Here is a 16,585-nt window from a genome sequence, read left to right as displayed (position 1 = left end):
ATTCTCCCGTTTTATTTTTTATAGAGAAGTTAGGTGTAAAAAAACCCAACCGGCTGAGGCCGGTTGGGTTGTTGCTTCATTTATTTCTACCGTCTTGCCGGATCAGGCGCCTTCTTTCCCGACAATGGTAATTGAGCAGACGTTCTGATGCGGGAAGCCGCCCAGATTGTGGGTCATGCCGAAGACCGGCTCTTCCTTGCGCTGACGGTCGCCCGCGCGGCCCTGCATCTGCAGATACATTTCATAGATCATGCGAAGACCGGAGGCCCCGATCGGGTGACCGAAGCATTTCAGGCCGCCGTCAATCTGGCAGGGGATCTTGCCGTCCGCATCATAGAAACCGTCCATAACGTCTTTCACTGCATTTCCTTCATCGGAAATGAAAAGGTCTTCCATCGTGACCAGCTCGGTCACGGAGAAGCAGTCATGGACTTCGAACATGCTGACCTGGTCGCGCGGCTTGGTGATGCCGGCTTCCTTATAGGCCCGGTTGGCGGCCGCCCGGGTGGTGACGAAATGGCTGCCATCCCAGGAGTTATGCTGGGCTTCCCGACCGTTGGAGGCGGAAAGCTGCAAAGCCTTGACCGTGATCAGATCTTTCTTGCCGAGCGAACGGGCAATTTCCGGTGTCGTCACAATGGCGCAGGCCGACCCGTCACTCACGCCGCAGCAATCGAAGAGGCCAAGCGGCTCTGCGATCATCGGGGCATTCATGACCTTGTCTTCATCAATCTTGTTGCGAAGATGGGCCTTCGGGTTGCGTGATCCATTATCATGGCTCTTGACCGAAATATGCGCCATGGCCCGTTTCATGTCATCCCTGTTGACGCCATGCTTGGCCGAATAGGCGGAGGCAAGCTGCGCGAAGGAACCGGGGGCCGAGGCATTCGCCCAGAACAGATCGTTGACCGACCCGCGGTTACGCTGTGGCAGGCCGCCATAACCCGTGTCTTTCAGCTTTTCAACGCCAAGGGCGAGAGCGATATCACAGGCGCCCGAGGCAACGGCGTAAACCGCGCCGCGGAAGGCTTCCGATCCGCTGGCGCAGTAGTTTTCCACACGCGTCACCGGGATATTCGGCAGGCGCAGCGCCATGGAAAGCGGCACGGCGGACTTGCCGACATGCTCTTCCTCGATCGCGGTGGCGAGCCATGCCGCTTCAATCTGGCTTTTCTCGATGCCCGCATCGGCGAGGGCTTCGACATAGGCTTCGATCATGAGATCTTCCGCGTTATCATTCCAGCGTTCGCCGAAATTCGAGCAGCCCATTCCGAGAATGGCAACTTTATCCTTAATTCCTGAGGCCATTGTTATTCTCCTTTTTTAGCAGCGCCGTCCGGAGCCGCTTTCCAGAAATAGCGCCTGAAGTTACGCTTGTTGTCATAGTCCTTGACACGGAACATCATGCGCATGGGTGTCCCCACCGCTATTTCCATGTCCGGAGAAACGTCCGTGAAATCACTCATCAGCCGCCCACCGCCTTCGAACTGCACCATACCGTAATAGGCGGGCGGGTCGGGGGAGTAGGTCAGCCGGTCAGCCGTGAAAGAGTTGACCTTGGACGTGCGTTCCGCAAAGGAGTAATCCTCTTGCGTGTCGATGGCGCCGCAGTTTTCATTGACGCACATTCTGGATTTCGGGAACTGGACCGTCCCGCACTGCGAACATTCACCGCCGATCATGGACTGTGCCATGTCCTTGTTGCGGTAAAGTGTGGTGAGGCCGGTTTTCTTGTCCGTTTCCGCGCGAATACCCCGTTCCATTTTTACAAGGTCGTGGAAGGCGAGGAATTTGCTGTAGTTATTTTCCGCATAGCGGCGGTTGAGATAGCCGGAAACGCCGCGCCGTGCGGGAAGCGATTTGATCTCATCCGTCACTTCGAAGAGGAGCGCGTCGCTACCCTGACCGAAGCTGGCGACCAGGATCTTGTCCCCGGGGTTTGCGCCTTCCAGCGCCTGGGCGAGCATGACCATTGAATGCGCCGTGCCGGTTTCACCGCAGTTAGCCTGCAGGTTGTCGGCGATAGCGCCTTCGGGAATACCGACTTTCTTGGCAACCGCAGCAGCCGAACCGCGGGCGGCAAGCGGGAAGCAGAAGGTGGTGATATCGCCGGCCTTGACGCCGGATGCTTCCAGAACAGCGGCAATCGCTGCCGGAACGATTTTCACAACGCCTTCGTCGCGGATCCAGCGCTCTTCCCAGGAATAGTCGTAGTCTTCATTCTCACCGCGGAAGTGATCGACGAAATCGACGGCTTCCGTATGGCTGCCGAGCAGCCGCGCAATGACCTTGCCCTGCCCGACGAGGAAGGAGGCCGCCCCGTCACCGGAGGTCAGCTCCAGCGGGCTGGCGGCAAGAGTCTTGCGCTTTTCCGCGGTGGTGAACAGGATCGGTCCGCTGCCGCCCTTTGCCGCCTGCAACGCCACGGCAAGCGCGGCGCTGCCGGCCCGCTGGGAGGAGGCGAAGTCGAGGGTTTGCAAATTGCTCCGCAGATCAAGGGCGTCGGCAACGATGCCGGCATTCTGGCGATCGACAAACGGGAAGGTCGTTGACGCCATATAAACGGCGGCAACCTGATCCCGGTCGAGACCGGCCAGGCAATCCCGGGCCGCTTCCACCGCCATGGTGACGCTGTCTTCATCCCAGTTGGCCATCGCGCGCTCGCCCTTGGCGAGCCCTTTCAGGCCGGGATTGAACCAGGCGTGGGCCTTGGCGATTTCACTGCGTTGTAATCGGCTTTGCGGGATGTATCCCCCGTAGGCCAATATTCCTACTTCCATCTGGACAGGCTCCTTTTTTATTATTTCTTGATGCCGCTCAATATATCGTCACATATGCTGCTGGAAACTGTTTTTTTTCAATTTTTCCGCGCTGGCATTGTTGACATCCCCTGAGTTTAAAGCGACTAACCATTCAATGCCAGACATTATTGGCGGATCGCAAAAATTTTAAGTGCGGGAATCCCGAAATTTCGGGATTTTTTTCTTAACGCGCTTGTCGGCCATATGCTATCAAGATGAAAAAATAAAAATAATGTGGAGTCATGAATGACCGTCTATTCTTCTAAAATTGTCACTTCATCCGAGGGGTTCGCAACCAATCGTCAGGAAATGCTGGCGCTTGTTGATGAATTGCATGCACTTAAGGATCGCGCGAAGCAGCTTTCCGAAAAGCGGCGCAAGCTTTTTGAGGAGCGCGGACAGCTCACCCCGCGGGAGCGGCTGGTGCGCCTGCTGGATCCCGGAATGCCGTTTCTGGAGCTGTTCGGTCTTGCGAATTACACGGTCGATACCCCCGATCGGGAAAAGAGCATTCCGGGTGCGAGCACGCTGGCCGGGATCGGCTTTATCAAAGGCGTCCGCTGCATGATCTACGCGAGCGACAGCGGCATTAATGCCGGCGCCATGGTGCAGAAGTCAGGCGAAAAGCTGCGGAAGTGTCAGGATATCGCGCTTGAGAAGAAACTCCCCTTCGTTCATCTGGTTGAAAGCGCCGGGGCCAACCTGCTGAAATACCAGGTGGAAGCCTGGGCCCATGGTGGCGGCGGGTTTCAGCGCCTTGCCAAATTGAGCGCGGCGGGCATTCCGACGCTCGTGGTGCTGCATGGGCCGTCCACGGCAGGCGGCGCCTATTTCCCCGGCATGAGCGATTACGTCATCGGCATCAAGGGCCGCGGCCGCGCCTCGCTCGGCGGGGCGGCGCTGGTCCGGGCGGCAACCGGGGAGATTTCCGATGATGAAGAATTGGCCGGTTCGGAAATGCATGCGACGATCACCGGTCTTGTTGAATATCTGGCGGAAGATGATGCGCATGGCCTGATGATCGCCCGTGATGTCATCGGACGGCTCGGCTGGAATGATAACTGTCCCGCGCCCGCGATCAGGGGCTATAAGGAACCGGTCTATAACCCGGATGAAATTGCCGGGGTTGTCCCGGTGGATTATCGCAAACCCTATGATGTCCGCGAAGTCGTCGCCCGGCTGGTCGATGGCTCCGATTTCGAGGAATTCAAACCCCGCTATGGATCGACCCTTGTCTGTCTTCAGGCAAGCATCTTCGGCCATGCCTGCGGCATCGTCGGCAATAACGGGCCGATTGATCCGGACGGGGCGGCCAAGGGCGGCCAGTTCTTCCAGCTTTGTGATCAGGCGAATATCCCGCTCATCTTCCTCAACAACATTACCGGCTACATGGTCGGCAAGGAATATGAGCAGAAGGGCATGATCAAGCATGGATCAAAAATGATTCAGGCGGTCTCCAATGTGCGCGTCCCGAAAATCACCCTTTATATCGGCGCCAGCTTCGGCGCGGGCAACTACGGCATGGCGGGCCTCGCCTATGATCCGGATTTCCTGTTTGCCTGGCCCAATGCCAAGACGGGTGTCATGGGCGGGGAGCAGGCTGCCCTCACCATGGATCAGGTGGCCCGCAGCGGGGCGGAACGCAAGGGCGTTCCCGTCGATGAGGAGGCGCTGGCGGCGCAGAAGCAGCGCTTGATTGACCATTTCGACAGCCAGGCGGATGCCTTCTATACCTCCGGACGGTTGCTCGATATGGGGGTGATCGATCCGCGCGACAGCCGCAAGGTGATCGGTTTTGCGTTGCAGACCTGCTGGGAAGCGCGCAACCGTAACGTTCAGCCGAACAGCTTTGGCGTTGGTCGGCTTTAACTCCGGTGATCAACAGACATAACAATAAAAGATAAAGAAAAGACAGGCCCGGAACATGAGAAAATTCAATAGTATACTGGTTGCCAATCGCGGCGAGATTGCCGTCAGGGTCATGCGGACGGCGAAAAGCCTCGGCTATCGGACCATCGCGGTCTATTCCGAGGCGGATGCAAACGCCCTGCATGTGCGCATGGCGGATGAGGCGGTGCTAATCGGCGCCGCACCGGTGCAGCAGTCCTATCTCGATAAGGCAAAAATCCTCGATGCGGCGCGTCAGACAGGGGCGGAGGCAATTCACCCCGGATATGGTTTCCTGTCCGAAAATGCGGATTTTGCCAAGGCATGTGAGGCAGAAGGTATTGTCTTCATAGGCCCAACGGCGGAAGCCATCGACCTGATGGGCAACAAGGCGGCGGCGAAGCGGCGGATGATCGCGGCGGAGGTGCCTTGCGTCCCCGGTTATGAAGACCCGGACCAGTCCGACGAAACGCTGATTGCCGCGGCGAAGAAGATCGGCTTTCCGATCATGGTCAAAGCGGCCGCCGGGGGCGGCGGACGCGGCATGCGGCTGGTGCATGAGGAGAAAAACCTCGTTGCGGCGCTGGGCTCCGCCCGGTCGGAAGCGCTGAACGCGTTCGGTTCGGACGAGCTTATCCTGGAAAAAGCGATTATCGAACCCCGCCATGTGGAGGTTCAGGTCTTCGCCGATACCCATGGGAATGTCATTCACCTCGGCGAACGGGACTGCTCTGTCCAGCGGCGGCCCCAGAAGGTGGTCGAGGAAGCGCCCTGTCCGGTCATGACGCCGGAACTTCGCGAAGAAATGGGGGCGGCCGCGGTCGATGCCGCGCGCAGCATCAATTATCGCGGCGCGGGAACGGTGGAGTTCCTGCTTGATTCGGCGGGCAGCTTCTATTTCCTTGAAATGAACACCCGCCTTCAGGTGGAGCATCCGGTGACCGAACTGGTGACCGGGCTTGATCTTGTCGCCCTGCAGATCCGGGTGGCGCAAGGGGACGTGCTCGGCATTGCGCAGGAAGATGTGAAACTGACCGGCCATGCCATTGAGGTTCGCCTTTATGCGGAAGACACGACGCAGGATTTCCTGCCCTGCACGGGACGCATTTCGCGCTGGATCCCCGCGGATCTGGACGGGGTGCGGTTCGATAGCGGCATCGATTCGGGGCAGGAGATTTCCCCCTTCTATGACCCGATGATCGCGAAGGTGATTGCCTATGGCGAGAATCGCGAAGCCGCGCGGCATCGTCTGATTGAAGGGCTGAAGGAATCGGTGCTGTTCGGCCTGACGACCAACCGCGGGTTCCTGATTGATACCCTGTCGGAGGAAAAATTCGCGAAGGGCGAAGCAACAACGGCTTTCATCGGCGATCTGTTCGATGAAAGCCGCCTCGCCGCCAAGGCCCCGGATGAGGCGGAAGTCGCTATGGCGGCCGTGCTGCTGTATCAAGCGGAGCGGGACCGGGCGCGGAATGCGGCGGTTTTCGTTGAAAATGAACTGCTCGACTGGTCAAGCACCCATCCGCTTATTACCCGCTATATCTTCGACGCGGTGGAAGAGAAGATCGATACCACCGTTTCACCGCGCCGTGAAGGCGGATATGAGGTGGGCGTGCGGGATTCTGTCCTGATTGTTGAGGTGATGAACCGGGGCGAAAACCGGGCGCAGCTTACGGTCGATGGCAAACGCAAGCGGGTTCATTTCGATGCTTCTGAAGAAGGGGTTATTGATCTTACCCATGATGGCAAGACATGCCGTCTCGTCAACAGCCTGGCCTTCCCGCTGAGTGCCGAGGCAACTGCCGGCAGTGGCCGTATTGCCGCGCCGATGCATGGCACGTTGCTGGATGTCTTTGTGAAGCCGGGCGATACGGTTGAGGTGGGCAGCCGTCTTGCCGTTCTCGAAGCCATGAAGATGCAGCATGATATCCTCGCCGACATTGCAGGGACGGTAACGGAAGTTTTCGCTGTTGCCGCCAAGCAGGTCTCCGTCGATGACATGCTGTTCGAAATTGAGGCAAATGAAGAATAAACAATAATAAAGCTGGTAGACAAGGAATGGGAGAGGTTCGTCAATGTTGAAGGAAGCATATGATTTCCGCGATGAAAGCGAAGCATTATACAAGCTGATCGAGCCTTTGAATGAGGCAGATTATGATCGCGTCACCCTGTTCAAGGACTGGACGATCAATGATGTTTTGCAGCATCTGCATTTTTTCAACTATGCGGCGGACCTCACCCGGACCGACGAGGAGGAGTTCAAGCGCGCCTATGCGGAACTCTCGAAGGTCCGGACGGAAACCGATTCCATCGTCATCGCCACCGATCACATGCTGAAAGGCCTGAAGGGCATTGCCCTTCGGGACGCATGGCGCGACTATTATGTTGAGATGGCGGAAAATTTTTATAACGAAGATCCGAAGCGCCGCCTGATCTGGGTCGGCCCGACGATGAGCGCGCGCTCCAGTATCTCCGCCCGGCTGATGGAAACCTGGTCGCATGCGCAGGAAGTATACGACCTGTTGGGCGCGGAGCGGGTTAATACGGATCGTATCAAAAGTATTGTTGTCATCGGCATCAACACCTTCGGCTGGACATTCATCAACCGCAAAGAACCAATTCCGGGCCCGGTGCCGCATATCCGTCTGACGGCCCCCTCCGGCGCGATCTGGGAATGGAATGCGGAGAATGAAACGGACAGGATTGAAGGCGACGCAGCCGAGTTTTGCCAGGTGGTGGCGCAAACGCGCAATATTGCCGACACGAAATTGCAGGTAAGCGGCGATATCGCCACCCGCTGGATGTCGGTGGCGCAATGCTTCGCCGGGATACCGCGCACGCCGCCCGCACCGGGAACGCGCCATATCAACCGCACCCCGGCCTGAGGAGGTAATCAGATGGCTGCTCACGGGAAATATCCGCATCTGTTCTCTCCGCTTGATCTCGGCTTCACCAAGCTGAAAAATCGCGCCCTGATGGGCTCCATGCATACGGGCCTTGAAGAAGCCGAGGGCGGCTTCGAGCGTATGGCCGCCTATTTTGCGGAGCGGGCAAAGGGCGGCGTCGGGCTGATCATCACGGGCGGCATATCGCCGAACCCGGAAGGCGGCAAGGGTGCAAAGCTCTCCAATGAGGCGGAGGTTGCCGAGCATCGCCAGATAACCGAGGCGGTGCATGCCGCCGATCCCGATGTGAAAATCTGTCTGCAAATCCTGCATATGGGGCCGCTGGCGCGCGGTGGGGATCCGGTGGCTCCGTCGGCCATTCGCTCCCGCATCGCGAGCCGCACCCCGCGTGAGCTGGATGCGGATGATGTGGAAAAGCAGATCAGCGATATGGTGAATTGCGCCGTCTGCGCGCAAAAGGCAGGTTATGACGGGGTGGAGGTGATTGGCTCCGCCGGGTATCTCATCAGTACTTTTCTTGTCGAAAAAACGAATCAGCGGACCGATAAGTGGGGCGGACCGTTTGAGAACCGCATGCAGTTTCCGCTGGAGATCATGCGCCGGATCAGGGCGGCCGTCGGCCCGGATTTCATTGTCATTTTCCGTATTGCCGCCATGGATATGCTGCAGGGCGGCATGTCCTGGGAAGAGGTGGTCACCCTCGCTAAAAAACTTCAGGAAATCGGCGTCAATATCATCAGCACCCATTTCACCTGGCATGAGGCCGAGGTGCCGACCATTGCCACCATGGTGCCGCGGGCCGCGTTCACGCAGGTGACCGGGCGCCTGCGGAAGGAGCTGGATATCCCGCTCATCACCAGCAACCGGATCAATATGCCGGATGTGGCGGAAGCCGTGCTGGCGCGGGGCGATGCGGATATCGTTTCCATGGCCCGGCCGATGCTGGCCGATGCCGAGCTTGTCAACAAGGCGTTTGAGGGGCGGGAGGATGAGATCAACACCTGCATCGCCTGCAACCAGGCCTGTCTCGATCATACATTCAATGGAATGGAAGTAAGCTGTCTCGTCAACCCGCGCGCCTGTCATGAGACAATCCTGAATTACGAACCGACGGGCCGTGCAAAGAAGATCGCCGTTGTTGGCGCGGGTCCGGCGGGCCTCGCCTATGCGACAGTGGCCAGTGAACGCGGGCATCAGGTGACGCTTTATGATGCTGCGCCCGAAATTGGGGGGCAGTTCAACCTGGCAAAACGCATTCCGGGCAAGGAAGAATTCCATGAGACCATCCGTTATTATAACCGGATGATTGAAAAGCAGGGAATTGATCTCAAGCTCAATACCCGCGTTGATGCCGAAATGCTCGCTGTGGCGGGATATGACAAGGTCGTCATTGCGACCGGCATCACCCCGCGTGTGCCCGATATTGAGGGGATCAATCACCCGAAGGCGGTCAGCTATATTGATGTTATTACGGGCAAGAAGCCGGTGGGCCGGAAAGTCGCCATCATGGGCGCAGGCGGTATCGGCTTTGACGTTGCGGAAAAGATCACCCATGAAGGAAAGTCATCCGCTCTTGATGTGGATATCTTTGCACAGGAATGGGGAATTGATTTCAAAAATCACCCCCGTGGCGGGGTGACAGGTGTGGAACCCGTCGTCGCGAAGGCCGACAGGGATGTCATTCTGCTGCAACGCAAGACAACGCGCGTTGGCCGGGGCCTTGGCAAGACGACCGGCTGGACCCATCGCATTACGCTCGCCCGGCGCGGGGTGAAAATGCTGAACGGGGTTGAGTATCGCAAGATTGACAATGACGGTTTGCATATCCTCGTCAACGGCCAGCCCGAAACGCTGGATGTGGATACGGTCATCATCTGCGCAGGTCAGCTTCCGCTCCGGGGCCTTTATGACGAGCTTGTCGAAAAGGGCGTTGATGCGGAACTCGTCGGCGGCGCCTATGAGGCGGCGGAACTCGACGCCAAGCGGGCCATCAATCAGGCGAGCTATCTGGCTGCGGCGGTGTAACCCGCCTTACGCGGCGGGGGCGACAAACCCCTGCAATCTGGCGGCGGCGGCGCGGAGATTTTCCGGGCCGCCAAGCTGCGCGCGGTTGAAGCCGATCCGCTTGAACCAGAAATGCAGCCCCATCAGATCCGTATAGCCCATGCCGCCATGCACCTCGATCGCGCTGCGGGAGACGAATCGGCCTACCTCGTCCATATGTGATTTTGCGAGGAGGGCGGAAAGGGCCGCGTCCTCCGGCAGATGATCGAACGCGTAGGCGGCGTACCAGACGAGCGACTGACAGGGCTGCAATTCCGCTGCCATTTCCGCGCAGAGATGCTTGATCGCCTGAAAGGAACCGATGGCCCGGCCGAACTGATTGCGTTCCTTGGCATAGGCGACGGCGCGGTCCAGCATTTCTTCTGCCGCGCCGAAGCTTTCCGCGGCGAGGATGATCCGCCCCGCCCGGATAATGGCCTCTATTGCCTCAGGAGAATTTTTCGCCAGTGGCTCTGCGTCCGCATTCTCAAGGTGAAGGGTGCAGAGCGGGCGCGTCCCATCAATGCTTGGCAGGACTTCCACTGTTACGCCCGGCGCGCCTGTCCGCAGGAGATGAAGCTGCCCGTCCGTATCTGCAATGAGAAAGGCGTCCGCCGTGGCTGCATCAAGCGCAAATGGAATTTTTCCATTTAACCGGTTATTCTGATTTATAACGGAATCACTGCGCCGGGTGCCACTGGCGTAATTAGCAAGGGCAACGCCGATGGTGGTCTCCCCGCTCGCCAGCCGGGGCAGCCATTCCGCCTGCTGGGCCGGGCTGCCCGCGAGTGTGAGGGCCAGCGGTGCCATAATGAAGGTGGCGGCGAAAGGAACAGGCGCCATGCTGCGCCCCAGCTCGATTGCGACGATCGCGGCGTCAATTAATTGCAGGCCGGATCCGCCAAAGTCTTCGGAAATCAGCAGTCCCGGCAACCCGAGGTCATTGAGCTCCTGCCGGAGGGGAGTGTCGGTTCCACTTTCGCTCTTTGCCGTCTTGCGGATACGGTCAAGATCGATGGATCGCGTGAGATGCCCGCGAAAGCTTTCCTGAATAAGAAGCTGCTCTTCTGAAAGGCCGAAAAACATGGGCTACCCTTTTGCAGACTTTGGCTCGCGCGGCATGTCGAGACCGCGCTCGGCAATAATATTCTTCTGGATCTGGGCCGTACCCCCACCAATGATGAGGCCAAGGTCATACATGAAGAACTGCTGCCAGATACTGTCGTGATGAACGGAGGGGACGCCATCATAGAGCACGCCGATCTCCCCCAGAATATCAATGGCGAAGGCGTCAATCTGATGGTTGAGTTCGCACCCCAGCAGCTTGCAGACCATATCGGCGATATTGCGCGGTTTGCCCGTCGCGGCTTCCGTCACCAGTCGCATTTCATGGAGCCGCAATGCCTGCACGCGGGCCTGCAGGCGGATAAAGCGATCCATCATGACGGCATTTTCAAAAAGCGGCCGCCCGTTCAGCGTCTCGCTTTTCAGCATCCCGGTAATTTTTTGAAGCCGGCCTGCCGCATGATTGGTGTTGGCGAGCATGCCCCGCTCATGCGCAAGGGTGCTGTTGGCGATTTTCCAGCCCTTGCCGCGCCCGCCGACGACCTGGCTTTTGGGCACCCGCACATCGGTAAAGAACACTTCGTTGAAAGACGGATGGCCGGTCATGGTCTGGAGCGGCCGCACCTCGATGCCGGGGGTATCCATGGAGAAAATCAGATAGCTGATCCCGTCATATTTCCCGGCCTTCGTTTCTGTCCGGACAAGACAGAAAATCATATCGGCGATATGGGCGGAGGATGTCCAGATTTTCGAGCCGTTAATGACGAAATCATCGCCATCCTCATGGGCGCGGGTCTGCAGGCTGGCAAGATCGGAACCGGCGCCCGGTTCGGAATAGCCCTGACACCAGAACACTTCGGCCCGGATGGTCGGTTCGATCCATTTTTTCTTCTGCTCCTCGCTGCCATGTTCCAGCAGGGTCGGAACCAGCATCGACACCCCCTGATTGTAGAGAGCGGGAGGCAGTCCGGCGCGGAAAAATTCATCCGTTATTATTTTTGTTTTTAGGATGTCGGGTTCCGCGCCGAAACCGCCATAGGATTTCGGTACCGTCCGGCTGGCATAGCCCTTGTCGACCAGAAGGCTTTGCCACTTTCGGACTTTTTCTGAATAAGGGCGAGGAAGCAGCCGATAAGAATCGGCCGTTTCCTCCGGCGCAAGGTGCCGATGCGCCGCAATGAATTCCCTGACTTCCGCACGGAAAGCCTTATGTTCTGCCCGGTCAGCGAGGTCCATTTGGGTATCCTCAGTCCGGAGAGATGCCCATCATCTTGGTGATGACTTTCAGCATCACTTCATCGGCGCCGCCGCCAATGGAGGTAAGGCGGAAATCGCGGAATTTGCGGGAAATCGAGCTTTCCCACATATATCCCTGTCCGCCCCAATATTGCAGGCAGCTATCCATAACCTCGCGCTGCAACCGGCCGACCTTGAGCTTCGCCATGGAGGCAAGGAGGCTGACATCCTCCCCGGCGACATAACGTTCAACGGCATGAAAGGTGAGCGCGCGCAGCGCTTCGACTTCCGTCTGCAACTCGGCGAGGCGGTAATTGACGACCTGATTGTCAAGAATGGCCTTGCCAAAGGCTTTACGCTCGCGGGTGTAGGCGATGGTTTCATTGATCGCCTCCTGCATGACGCGCGGCCCGCGGGAGGCGGCGAAAAGACGCTCTTCCTGAAACTGCTTCATCTGATAGATGAAGCCGAGACCTTCTTCCCCAATGCGGTTGCGCTGCGGCACGCGGACATCATCGAAGAAAAGCTGCCCGGTATCGGACGACATCATGCCGATCTTGCGCAGCTTGTGCTTGGTGATGCCGGGGCTGTCCATGGGCACAATGATCAGCGATTTGTTCTTGTGCACGGGGCCGTCGCCCGTATTGGCGAGCAGGCAAATCCAGTCCGCCTGCAACGCGTTGGTGATGTACATCTTGGAGCCGTTGATGACATAGTCGTCGCCATCTTTGCGCGCCGTCGTCTTGAGGCTGGCCACATCAGATCCGGCGGCGGCTTCGGTAACGCCGACGCACCCGACCATGTCGCCCGCGATGGCGGGCGCCAGATAATCCCGGCGCAACTCGTCCGATCCGAAACGGGCGAGGGCGGGCGTAGACATATTCGTCTGCACGCCAATACCCATGGCAACGCCGCCGCAGGCGATATAACCAAGCGCTTCCGAGGCGACGGCTTCATAGGAATAGTCCAGGCCGCTACCGCCATATTCTTCCGGCTTGCTGATGCCGAGAAAGCCCATGTCACCCATTTTCTTGAACAGCTCATGGGCGGGGAACTGTTCGGCTTCTTCCCATTCATCGACATAGGGGTTGATTTCAGCCTCGATAAATTTCTTCAGGCTTTCGGCAAGCTCGCGATGTTCCTGTGTGAAGATCATTGTTTTCGCCCTTCTCCCGGTTCTTCTTATTATATTCGGCCGACCGCTTTTGCGGGGATTGTGTTTTTTCCATACCTACACTAACATGCATGAATGAATGTTACAAATCATTATTCCTCCGGGAACAACAAAAACGGGAATGCGGCGTTGCTGCAGAATTAATAAATTGGCACATCCGCAACGAAGCGAAAAACGGCGCAGTCAGGAAGAACGGCGAATGGAAACCCGGCACCGGCTTGTCGATGCGACCATCAAGCTGTTATATGAAAAGGGGGCGGCGCAGCTCACCATGGAAGAGGTGGCGCGCGAAGCGGGTTTGACCCGGGGCGCAATCCAGTATCATTTTGACAGCCCGAAATCGCTTCTGGTCGCGAGCATCGACGAGATCGCGAGCAGGCTGAGTCAGCATCTGGATGCAAACTCTTTGAACAAACTGCCGCTGGATGAGCGGATTGACAGGGTCGTCGATGAATATTGGGCCGGCTTTCGCGGTGTCAACTACACGGCATTTATAGAGATTGCCGTGCGCGGACGACAGGACCCGGAGTTTGAAGAGGCTATTTTATCCTCTCTTAAACCACTGGAAGAAGAAAGAGATATTGTATGGCAGGCAGTTTTTGCCGATAGTAAGAGAAACAGGGAGGAGATCAAATCCTGGCGCAAGACATTGCTGATAACATTACGCGGATTGGCCTTGACGAATATGATCCCGGATGAGAACGATAAAGTTTCCATGCAAATTGATCAGTTCAAAGCTATGTTCAAAAAATATCTGACCGAATAACTTCGGCTGGAAATGCAAAAGAAGAAAGAAGAAAAATGCATACTATTCCACAATGCGAGTGTCTGAAACTTGAGGTCAAAGGACCGCGCCTCAATCTGACGTTCAATCGCCCTGAGCAGCGCAATGCAATCAATATCCAGATGAGCGCGGAATTCGCCGCGGTGCTGGAGTGGCTGGAAAAGACGCCGGAGATCCGTCTTGTCGTGCTGCGGGGCGCGGGCGGTCATTTCTGCGCCGGTGGTGACATCAAAGAACGGCGTGGCATGGCCGAAGAGGTGGTGACGGCGGACCATGATCCGATCATGGAGCGCAACCGCAAGGCCGGGCTCGCCTTCATGAGGTTTGAGCGCCTGCCGCAGACCACAATCGCGCTTGTCGAAGGCTCGGCCTTTGGCGGGGGCATGGGATATGCCTGTATGGCGGATATCACAATTGTTGCCGAAGGCGCGCGCATGGGCATGCCGGAAACGACGCTTGGCGTTGCCCCGGCGCAGATTGCGCCCTTCGTGGTCAAGCGCATCGGCCTGACACGTGCCCGCCAGCTTGCATTGACGGCGGAACGCTTTGATGGTCAAAAGGCCTATGAATATGGCATCGCGCAATATCTCTGTGCCGATAAAGATGTCGACGCCACCCTGGAGGAGGTTGTCGACAAAGTACTGCGCTGCGGTCCTCTCGCCAATGCGGCAACAAAGCAAATCATGCTGACGGTTGGCACCCTGCCCGAGGAGGAAATGGTTGCTTTCTCCGCCCGTAAATTCTCTGAGTTGAACCGCGGGACGGAAGGAAAGGAAGGCCAGACGGCTTTCGCCGAGAAACGAAAGACAGCCTGGCAGGTCGAGGCCGAGAAAGCGAAAGGATAAATCCGATGAGTAATGAAAAGACAATCCGTATCGGTGGCGCCTCCGGCTATTGGGGCGATTCGCAGGAAGCGCCGCGCCAACTCGTCATGAAGGGCGATATTGATTATCTGGTCTTCGACTATCTGGCGGAAGTCACGATGTCGATCCTTGTCCGGGCCAAGCAGAAATCGCCGGAGCTGGGCTATGCCCGCGATTTTATTGACCTTGCCATGAAACCGCTCCTCCATGAGATCAAGGCGCGCGGCATCAAGGTTGTCGCCAACGCGGGCGGCGTCAATGTCGAGGCTTGTGCGGCCGCCCTGGCCAAGGTGGCGGAGGAAGCGGGGGTCGACCTCAAGATCGGGACCGTCGACGGGGACAACCTCTCTGATGACATTGCAACATTGCGCAGCGAGGGAACGTCGGAGATGTTCTCTGGCGTCGCCATGCCGGACGGCATGATCAGCGCCAATGCCTATCTCGGGGCCTTTCCGATTGCGGCGGCGCTGGATAACGGCGCCGATGTGGTCATTACCGGCCGGTGTGTCGACAGCGCCGTGACCCTTGGTCCGCTTATCCATGAATTCGGCTGGACAGTTGATGATTATGACCGGCTCGCCGCAGGGTCTCTCGCAGGCCACATTCTGGAATGCGGCGCGCAGGCAACGGGCGGTAACTTTACCGACTGGCGGGATACGGTCGATGGCTGGGATGACATGGGCTATCCGATTGCCGTTTGCCGGGCGGATGGCACCTTTGCTATTACCAAGCCGGACGGGACGGGGGGCATTGTCTCTCGCTTGTCGGTGGGTGAGCAGATCCTTTATGAAATCGGCGATCCCAGCGCCTATATTATGCCGGATGTCATCTGTGATTTTTCCGGCGTGACGCTGACTGAAACAAAGAAAGATTGGCTGGAAATTGCCAACGTCAAGGGGCGGGCGCCAACGTCGACCTACAAGGTCTCCGGCACCTACAAGGATGGGTTCCGGGCAACGGCGAGCACTGTCATCACCGGATTTGATGTTATTGAAAAAGGGCAGGCCTATGCCGAAGCCTTGCTGAAGCGGACCCGCCGTCTGTTCATGGAGCGTAATCTCGGGGATTATCGGGAAACCGCCATCCATCTGATCGGGGCGGAAACCCTCTGGGGAGGGAATGCCCGGGAAGCGGCGCTGCAATCGCGCGAAATCATCACCCGCATTGATGTGCGGCATGATGAGAAAGCGGCGCTGGAACTGTTCTCGAAAGAGACAACCGGCGTCGGCCTTTCCATGACCACGGGGCGCTGTTCCGGGGGCGCGACCGGGCGGCCGAAGGTAACGCCAGTTGTGGCTCAGTTCGCTTTCCAGATCGACAAGTCCCGCATCGAGCCGAATGTGTATATCAACAATAAACCGGTTAATGCAAATTTACCGAAACCGGCGAGCTATTCGCCCTATCCGGCCTGGAAGCATGCGGCGGTGGAAAAACCGGCAGCGGCAACCCCGGAAGCGATGGTCGAGGTTCCCCTGATCAAACTGGCCGCCGCGCGCAGTGGGGACAAGGGCAACAATGCCAATATCGGTGTTATCGCCCGCAAGGCGGAATATCTTCCCTGGATCAAGCAAGGCGCCACAGAAAAAGCCGTGGCGAAATATTTCGGCCATGTGCTGAAAGGGGAGGTCTATCGTTTTGATCTGCCGGGCATGGAGGCGGTCAATTTTCTGCTGACCGATACCCTTGGCGGTGGGGGAACGTCCACGCTGCATCTCGATAATCTGGCGAAAACCTATGCCCAGCAATTGCTGGCGCTGCCAATCAGGGTGCCGGCGGAGGTTGCGGACAGTCTGGGTTGATAATAAAAATGTTCTAACAGGGAGCCA

12 protein-coding genes are annotated in these 16,585 nt (G+C 57.8%); 7 read left to right on the top strand and 5 right to left on the bottom strand.

Going from position 1 to position 16,585, the window contains the following annotated elements; genetic code table 11:
• Positions 1 to 102: 102 nt before the first annotated feature.
• The gene (locus CMN55_RS04890; protein WP_293948423.1) at positions 103 to 1,308 is read right to left on the bottom strand and encodes an acetyl-CoA acetyltransferase; all 1,206 of its coding nucleotides are present in this window, start codon (positions 1,306 to 1,308) and stop codon (positions 103 to 105) included.
• A gap of 2 nt (positions 1,309 to 1,310) precedes the next feature.
• Positions 1,311 to 2,780 carry a hydroxymethylglutaryl-CoA synthase family protein gene (locus CMN55_RS04885; RefSeq protein WP_293948422.1) on the bottom strand — a complete coding sequence of 490 codons (1,470 nt, stop codon included), beginning with the start codon at positions 2,778 to 2,780 and terminating at the stop codon, positions 1,311 to 1,313.
• Positions 2,781 to 3,047: 267 nt separating this feature from the next.
• On the opposite strand from CMN55_RS04885, the gene CMN55_RS04880 reads away from it, so the two are divergent.
• Genes CMN55_RS04880 through CMN55_RS04865 form a run of 4 tightly spaced genes read left to right on the top strand, consistent with a single transcriptional unit; the run spans position 3,048 to position 9,619 of the window.
• Positions 3,048 to 4,670: an acyl-CoA carboxylase subunit beta gene (locus CMN55_RS04880; RefSeq protein WP_293948421.1), complete on the top strand. Its 1,623-nt coding sequence runs from the start codon at positions 3,048 to 3,050 to the stop codon at positions 4,668 to 4,670.
• Between the two features lie 55 nt (positions 4,671 to 4,725).
• Entirely contained in the window at positions 4,726 to 6,720 is a 1,995-nt protein-coding gene (locus CMN55_RS04875) for an acetyl/propionyl/methylcrotonyl-CoA carboxylase subunit alpha (protein ID WP_293948420.1), read from the top strand.
• 43 nt (positions 6,721 to 6,763) lie between these two features.
• On the top strand, positions 6,764 to 7,573 hold the full coding sequence (locus tag CMN55_RS04870) for a TIGR03084 family metal-binding protein (protein ID WP_293948419.1): 810 nt from the start codon (positions 6,764 to 6,766) through the stop codon (positions 7,571 to 7,573).
• Between the two features lie 12 nt (positions 7,574 to 7,585).
• Positions 7,586 to 9,619, top strand: coding sequence for an NADPH-dependent 2,4-dienoyl-CoA reductase (locus CMN55_RS04865; RefSeq protein WP_293948418.1), 2,034 nt, complete (start codon positions 7,586 to 7,588; stop codon positions 9,617 to 9,619).
• A 6-nt stretch (positions 9,620 to 9,625) separates the two neighbouring features.
• On the opposite strand, the gene CMN55_RS04860 is transcribed toward CMN55_RS04865, so the two are convergent.
• The 3 genes from CMN55_RS04860 to CMN55_RS04850 are packed head-to-tail and all read right to left on the bottom strand — an operon-like array spanning position 9,626 to position 13,094.
• Positions 9,626 to 10,723, bottom strand: coding sequence for an acyl-CoA dehydrogenase family protein (locus CMN55_RS04860; protein ID WP_293948417.1), 1,098 nt, complete (start codon positions 10,721 to 10,723; stop codon positions 9,626 to 9,628).
• A 3-nt stretch (positions 10,724 to 10,726) separates the two neighbouring features.
• On the bottom strand, positions 10,727 to 11,938 hold the full coding sequence (locus CMN55_RS04855; RefSeq protein WP_293948416.1) for an acyl-CoA dehydrogenase family protein: 1,212 nt from the start codon (positions 11,936 to 11,938) through the stop codon (positions 10,727 to 10,729).
• A gap of 10 nt (positions 11,939 to 11,948) precedes the next feature.
• Complete coding sequence (locus CMN55_RS04850) at positions 11,949 to 13,094, bottom strand: acyl-CoA dehydrogenase family protein (protein WP_293948415.1); 1,146 nt, start codon at positions 13,092 to 13,094, stop codon at positions 11,949 to 11,951.
• A gap of 97 nt (positions 13,095 to 13,191) precedes the next feature.
• Between CMN55_RS04850 and CMN55_RS04845 the strand changes: the two genes are divergently transcribed.
• From CMN55_RS04845 to CMN55_RS04835, 3 genes are read left to right on the top strand one after another with little or no spacing between them, the layout of a single operon-like run.
• On the top strand, positions 13,192 to 13,878 hold the full coding sequence (locus CMN55_RS04845; protein WP_293948414.1) for a TetR/AcrR family transcriptional regulator: 687 nt from the start codon (positions 13,192 to 13,194) through the stop codon (positions 13,876 to 13,878).
• Positions 13,879 to 13,913: 35 nt separating this feature from the next.
• A complete protein-coding gene (locus CMN55_RS04840; RefSeq protein ID WP_293948413.1) occupies positions 13,914 to 14,741 on the top strand; it encodes an enoyl-CoA hydratase/isomerase family protein in 828 nt (275 codons plus the stop codon).
• A 5-nt stretch (positions 14,742 to 14,746) separates the two neighbouring features.
• Positions 14,747 to 16,558, top strand: a complete 1,812-nt coding sequence (locus CMN55_RS04835; RefSeq protein ID WP_293948412.1) for an acyclic terpene utilization AtuA family protein — start codon at positions 14,747 to 14,749, stop codon at positions 16,556 to 16,558.
• Positions 16,559 to 16,585 lie beyond the last annotated feature (27 nt).

It is taken from the genome of Sneathiella sp. (assembly GCF_002694385.1).
In the GTDB taxonomy this organism is placed as follows: domain Bacteria; phylum Pseudomonadota; class Alphaproteobacteria; order Sneathiellales; family Sneathiellaceae; genus Sneathiella.
The sequence above is the reverse complement of the archived record's forward strand: the minus strand, read 5'-3'. Positions and strand labels throughout refer to the sequence as shown.

Bases quoted from the DNA above. Each gene is read 5' to 3' on its own strand.
- CMN55_RS04870 (WP_293948419.1), top strand. From the start codon at position 6,764: ATGTTGAAGGAAGCATATGATTTCCGCGATGAAAGCGAAGCATTATAC.
- CMN55_RS04880 (WP_293948421.1), top strand. From the start codon at position 3,048: ATGACCGTCTATTCTTCTAAAATTGTCACTTCATCCGAGGGGTTCGCA.
- CMN55_RS04890 (WP_293948423.1), bottom strand. From the start codon at position 1,308: ATGGCCTCAGGAATTAAGGATAAAGTTGCCATTCTCGGAATGGGCTGC.
- CMN55_RS04860 (WP_293948417.1), bottom strand. From the start codon at position 10,723: ATGTTTTTCGGCCTTTCAGAAGAGCAGCTTCTTATTCAGGAAAGCTTT.
- CMN55_RS04840 (WP_293948413.1), top strand. From the start codon at position 13,914: ATGCATACTATTCCACAATGCGAGTGTCTGAAACTTGAGGTCAAAGGA.
- CMN55_RS04875 (WP_293948420.1), top strand. From the start codon at position 4,726: ATGAGAAAATTCAATAGTATACTGGTTGCCAATCGCGGCGAGATTGCC.
- CMN55_RS04850 (WP_293948415.1), bottom strand. From the start codon at position 13,094: ATGATCTTCACACAGGAACATCGCGAGCTTGCCGAAAGCCTGAAGAAA.
- CMN55_RS04865 (WP_293948418.1), top strand. From the start codon at position 7,586: ATGGCTGCTCACGGGAAATATCCGCATCTGTTCTCTCCGCTTGATCTC.
- CMN55_RS04885 (WP_293948422.1), bottom strand. From the start codon at position 2,780: ATGGAAGTAGGAATATTGGCCTACGGGGGATACATCCCGCAAAGCCGA.
- CMN55_RS04845 (WP_293948414.1), top strand. From the start codon at position 13,192: ATGTTACAAATCATTATTCCTCCGGGAACAACAAAAACGGGAATGCGG.
- CMN55_RS04855 (WP_293948416.1), bottom strand. From the start codon at position 11,938: ATGGACCTCGCTGACCGGGCAGAACATAAGGCTTTCCGTGCGGAAGTC.
- CMN55_RS04835 (WP_293948412.1), top strand. From the start codon at position 14,747: ATGAGTAATGAAAAGACAATCCGTATCGGTGGCGCCTCCGGCTATTGG.